General features: G+C 73.4%; 5 protein-coding genes. 1 reads left to right on the top strand and 4 read right to left on the bottom strand.

The features are described 5' to 3' along the window. The coding region (locus AOK09_RS30345) for a uracil-DNA glycosylase (RefSeq protein ID WP_055590439.1) at positions 1-580 on the top strand (580 nt) is incomplete at its 5' end. Between the two features lie 154 nt (positions 581-734). On the opposite strand, the gene AOK09_RS30340 is transcribed toward AOK09_RS30345, so the two are convergent. From AOK09_RS30340 to AOK09_RS30325, 4 genes are all read right to left on the bottom strand, one after another. Then, positions 735-1,973: a L,D-transpeptidase gene (locus AOK09_RS30340; protein WP_055590438.1), complete on the bottom strand. Its 1,239-nt coding sequence runs from the start codon at positions 1,971-1,973 to the stop codon at positions 735-737. 26 nt (positions 1,974-1,999) lie between these two features. Beyond that, complete coding sequence (locus AOK09_RS30335; protein ID WP_055590437.1) at positions 2,000-2,788, bottom strand: L,D-transpeptidase family protein; 789 nt, start codon at positions 2,786-2,788, stop codon at positions 2,000-2,002. 415 nt (positions 2,789-3,203) lie between these two features. Further along, positions 3,204-4,439: a CU044_5270 family protein gene (locus tag AOK09_RS30330; RefSeq protein ID WP_055590436.1), complete on the bottom strand. Its 1,236-nt coding sequence runs from the start codon at positions 4,437-4,439 to the stop codon at positions 3,204-3,206. Then, positions 4,436-5,002, bottom strand: coding sequence for an RNA polymerase sigma factor (locus AOK09_RS30325; protein ID WP_055590435.1), 567 nt, complete (start codon positions 5,000-5,002; stop codon positions 4,436-4,438). Before AOK09_RS30325 ends, AOK09_RS30330 begins: the two co-directional genes overlap by 4 nt. Positions 5,003-5,182 lie beyond the last annotated feature (180 nt).

The following is a 5,182-nucleotide window of genomic DNA, read 5'->3' as shown; positions in this document are numbered from 1 at the left end:
GGCGGAGATCGCCGCGGGCCGCACCTATCTGCCCGCGGGGCCCGCTGTGCTGCGCGCCTTCCAGCAGCCCTTCGACGACGTCAGGGTGCTGATAGTCGGTCAGGACCCGTATCCCACCCCGGGTCACGCGGTGGGCCTCTCCTTCTCGGTGGCACCCGAGGTCCGGCCGCTCCCGGGCAGTCTGCTGAACATCTACCAGGAGTACGGGCAGGATCTCGGCTTCCCGCCGCCCGCCGACGGCGACCTCACCCCCTGGACCCGGCAGGGCGTGCTGCTGCTCAACAGGGCGCTCACCACGGCCCCCCGCAAGCCCGCCGCGCACCGCGGCAAGGGCTGGGAGGACGTCACCGACCAGGCCATCCGCGCACTGGCGGCGCGAGGGAAGCCGCTGGTGGCGATCCTGTGGGGGCGTGACGCCCGGGGGCTGCGGCCGCTGCTGGGGCCGGTGCCGGCGATCGAGTCCGCGCACCCCAGCCCGATGTCGGCGGACCGGGGCTTCTTCGGGTCGCGACCGTTCAGCCGGGCCAATGAGCTGCTGGCACAGCAGGGCGCCGAGCCGGTGGACTGGCGCCTGCCGTAAGGCACCGAAACCGCGGCGCGGCGGCGCCTCGGAGAGCCGGGATGCGCCGGGGGTGCCGTCGGTGCCGGGAACAGGCCGGCCCGGCCCGGCGAACCGGCGGCGTGGCAGGCGACCGCCGCGCCGGCCGAGCGGGCAGACCGGCCCCGGCCGGCGCCTAGGCGAGCGCCGACCCCGCCTTCCACTGCTCCCAGGCCATGTTCCAGCCGTTGAGGCCGTTGTCGGGGGCGACGGTGTGGTCATGGGAGTGCTGGACGACGACCACGTCGCCGATGAGGGAGTTGCGGTAGAACCACGCAGCGTCCTGCCCGGGGTCGCCTCCGCCCTGGACGTCGTTGAGCCCGACACAGCCATGGCTGACGTTCGCGTTGCCGAAGACGGAGTCCTGCGCCCAGTAGTTGCCGTGGATGAAGGTGCCGGAGGTGGAGAGGCGCATCGCGTGCGGGACGTCGGGGATGTCGTACTGCCCCGCGTAGCCGACCGTGGCGCCGTCCATGCGGGTGCTGATGAGCTTCTGGGAGATCACCATCTGCCCGTTGTACGTGGTGCTGCCGGGCGCGCCGGAGGTGATCGGGATCGTGCGGACGGTCCTGCCGTCGCGTTGGACCCGCATGGTGTGCGTGGCGGCGTCGACGGTGGAGACCTGGCGCCGGCCGACGGTGAAGCGGACGGTCCTGTCCTGGGTGCCGTAGGCGTTCGCGGCGCCCTTCACCCCGTCCAGGTGCAGGCTCAGGGTGACCTTGGAGTGCGCCTTCCAGTACGTCTCGGGGCGCAGGTCCAGGCGCTGGTCGCCGAACCAGTGACCCACGACCTCCTGGTGGCTGTCGCTGGTGACGCGTATGCCGCGTTCGACGGCCTTCTTGTCGGTGACCGGTTTGTTGAAGCTCAGGGACACCGGCATGCCGACGCCGACGGTCGAGCCGTCCTCGGGGGTGAAGGTGCCGATGAGGCGGTCGTCCTCGGTGAGCGTGGTGAAGGACAGACTGCGGTTCTGCGCCTTGCCCGCTGCGTCCGAGGCGTGGACGACGAGACGGTACGAGGTGCCGTAGGCCAGGGCGGTGTCCGGAAACCAGTGACGGTGGTCCCCGGCGGCGGTCCCGCGCACCGGCGCTCCGCCCGCGCTGGTGAGGGCGACGGACGAGATCGTCCCGCCGGAGACCTCGACGTCGCCCGCGCTGCGGACGGACGCGTGGCGGTCGCCGTCGGCGGCGCCCGTGGTCAGCCGGAAGGCGGCCGGCGCGGCCTGCAGCCTGGCCGAGGAGGCCGTGGAGGCCGTGGAGGGCGCCGCCCCGTGGGCGGCGGGCGCGGTGGCGGGCTGCCGGCTTGCGCAGGCGCTGAGCACCGACGCCGCGAGGACGGCGAGGGCGATCGCGTTGAGCTTGGAAGAGGGCGACATGCTTGCTCCTGTTGGCCGCGGTGAGGTCATCGGGCGAGAGAGGCCGCGTCGCCCATGACGACGACGGGGTGGTCGGCGGGGTTCAGCGCCCGCAGCAACTGCTTCATGTGCGCCTTGGAGATGCTGACGCAGGCGTGCGTGGGGCCGCCGTGGTCCACGTGGATCCATATGCCGCCGCCGCGGTTCGCGCCCATCGGCTGGGCGCCGTCCATCGGCGAAGTGCCGGGCTGCCGGTTGTAGTTGATGGCGATGACGTAGTCGAAGGAACCAGCGAGCGGTTCACCTTCGAAGCCGGTGCCGCCGACGGAGAAGGCGCCGGAGTGGTGGTAGGGCAGCTTGGTGCCGGGGTCGGCCAGCCGCCCGCCGGCGTCGGTGAGGCCGAAGACCCCTATGGGGCTGCGCAGGTCGCCCACATAGTGCTCGTCGGTCCAGCCCTTGTAGCCGTTGTGGGCGTCCCACACCGCGCCGGGACGCCAGCCGCCGTCGACGCGCTGGTAGAGCACGACTTTCGACGTGCCCGACTTCTTGCCGGCGCCCGTGACCAGGACGACCTGCCGGGTGCCGGCCGGGATCCGCGCCAGGGTTCTGGGGCCGAGCCCCGGCAGCCGGGCGGGGTAGCGCGGCTTCGGCGGGGCCGTTGTCGGCGGGGTGGTGGAGAAGGCGGCCGCGGGTGCGGCGGGGTCCTCGACGACCGCGGCCGTCCCGGCGGCTGGGCCGGGCTTCCTCTCGGGCAGGTGCTGGTAGGCGGCGATGCTCAGCGAGGAGACGACGACGACGGCGGCCGCCGCGGATATGGAGGGCTTGCCGAGGCGCATGGGTGAAGGCCTTCTGGGGAGACGGGAGTTGCGGGGGAAGCCCTGGGGTGGGCTCGCGGAGCCGGACGGCCGTGAGGGATGCGGCCCGCGGGCGACGTGGCACGGCGACCGTCGCCGCCCGTGTCATGGGTCAGGTCCGGGGAGGGAGATCTCACACCCGGTCAACCGGACGGGGTCCGGTTCGGGTTGCCCCGGCATCGGAAGTGGCCGGGAGGCCGCGGCGGTGGAGACGCGCCGGCGGTGTGAACGGGGGCCCGGCGGGGCCGGACGGCATCGGACGGCGGCCGGATCCACCGCGGTCGCCCGGGGATCTGCCGCGTCGTGTCAGCGGCAGACCCGCCGGGTCCGTCAGCCGGCGCCCGTGGGGCGCGGGTCGCGGCTGTGTGTTCGGGGCCGCGTGGTGCGGCCCGGGGGTTCAGCCGCGGGCGTGCTTCGGCACGGTGATCTGGTGATTGCCCCAGCTCATCCGGGCGGTCGCGTTGTAGTACACGGTGGTGCCGGCGGCGAGCCCGGCTTCCCTGGCTCGGGCTGACGGCTCGACCAGCACGAGTTCGTCGCTGAGCATGGCGCCGGTGGCCGGGTCCACGACCAGCCGCTGCTGTGTGGTTCCCAGCGGTCCCCCCTGGTAGGCGAGGGGGTAGTCGACGCCGACGCCCTCGCGGCCCAGGGGATCGATGACGTGCTCGGTCACCCGGACTCCGGGCAGATCCGCCATCACCCGGTAGGCGGCCGCGCGGACGGCCGGCTTCACGGGCATCGTGACGAGGTTGCCCGCCTGCCCCAGCATCCAGGCGCTGCGGCCGGCGGTCCCGGTGTCGGCACCGTTGTCCTGCGCGTACAGCCGCTCCAGGTAGCGGCGCAGCTCATCGGTGGTGGAGGGCAGCGCGCGCAGGTCCTTGTAGGAGACGTTGTCGGGACCGACGGCGTAGATCCTGTCGTCGCTGTTGGTCTGCGTGACCGTGGGCTTGCGCCCGGTTCCGATCCGGGCGACGAGCGTGCCCGCCCCGGACTTCTTCGACACCTTGAACTCCACCGTGCGGGGCGAGCCCGCGGCCTGCCAGGTGGCCTTGTCCGCGGCGGTCCGCGGCTCGGTCACGGAGTCCAGTTCGGAGATCATCAGGCTCTTGGTTCCGGGCCGCACGCCCACCGACCACTGACTGGTCGACGCGCTGCGCACGGCGAAGAGGTGCCCCTCGTCACCGGCCACGTCCACGATCTCCGAGCGTGTGGTGGTCTGCCAGTACGTTCCCTCGGCGACCGCGGACTCCGCCTTCCGGGCCGCACTCAGCAACTCGATGTGGCCGTCGACACGCATGTCCGCGCCGGCGCCGGGAGCGTCCGTTCCGGCGGAGGACGGCGGCTGGGCGGCCGGCCGGCCGGCCGGCTCCCGCAGGTCGACGGTGGTCAGGACCACCATGGACGCCGCCACGGCCGCGAGTGCCGCGACGCCCACCGGACGGAACGCGCTTCTGCGGCGCGGAGCGAGGAAGCGTGCCGCGGGACCGTCCGTCGCTCCGGCGACGATGCGCGCGAGGTCCTCGCGCTGCCGCGCGGGGTCCACCAGACGGGCCGGGTCCAGTTCGTCGGGCCGTGCGTCCGCGAGCACCTTCAGGACTTCGGGCCGCCCGCAGGGCTTGTGGGTCTTCTTCACGCCGGTGCTCCTTGGCGGTGGGTGGGATACGGGGCCTCAGTGGGAGGTGCGGCCGCCGGCTCCGCCGCGGGGGCGGCCTCCAGGGCCTTCTCCAGCCGGCGGCGGGCCCGGTACAGCCGGACGGTGAGAGTCGCGGTGGTGCAGTTCAGGACCTGCGCGGCCTCCTTGGTGCCCAGGCCGTGCCAGGCGATCAGCGTGAGCAGTTCCCGGTCGCCCTCCGACAGGCCGGCGAGGGCCTGCAGCGCGTCGTGCCGGCCGGTGACCTCCTCCGCGACGTCGCCGGCGCCGGCCGGGACGCCGCTGGTGATGCGCCGCGCCTCCTCGGTGGCGACGAGGTACTGGTGGGCGTCCCGGCGGCGCAGTTCGCGCACCAGGTTGCGGGTCACGCCCAGAAGCCACGGCAGCGCCGGGTGCGGGATGTCCCGCACCCGCCGCCAGGCGACGGTGAACGTCTCGCTGGTGATGTCCTCGCCCACCTGCCGCCCGACCAGGCTGGTGGCGTAGGCGAGGACCCGCGGATGGCACTCCTCGTAGACGTCCCGGAAGCGTTGGGCATGGGTCACGCGCCGTCCCCTCATCTCGCACTCTCACCATGCAATGAATGCGGCGGCCCTCTTCTTACATCCGCAGGCCGAGAAACCTCGCCGATGTGGTGCACATCACTCCTGAGCGGGCCGCCGGAGCGCGTACGACGCGTGCACGCCAGGCCGTCCGGGCTGCGCCGCCACCCCCTGTCCCACCCC

It is taken from the genome of Peterkaempfera griseoplana, assembly GCF_001418575.1.
Taxonomy (GTDB): Bacteria; Actinomycetota; Actinomycetes; order Streptomycetales; family Streptomycetaceae; genus Peterkaempfera; species Peterkaempfera griseoplana.
Note: the sequence above shows the minus strand (reverse complement) of the source record. Positions and strands in the feature narration are given on the sequence as shown.

What these genes read in the sequence shown, in the direction of transcription:
- AOK09_RS30340 (WP_055590438.1), bottom strand. Translation starts at nt 1,973, where the DNA reads ATGTCGCCCTCTTCCAAGCTCAACGCGATCGCCCTCGCCGTCCTCGCG.
- AOK09_RS30335 (WP_055590437.1), bottom strand. Translation starts at nt 2,788, where the DNA reads ATGCGCCTCGGCAAGCCCTCCATATCCGCGGCGGCCGCCGTCGTCGTC.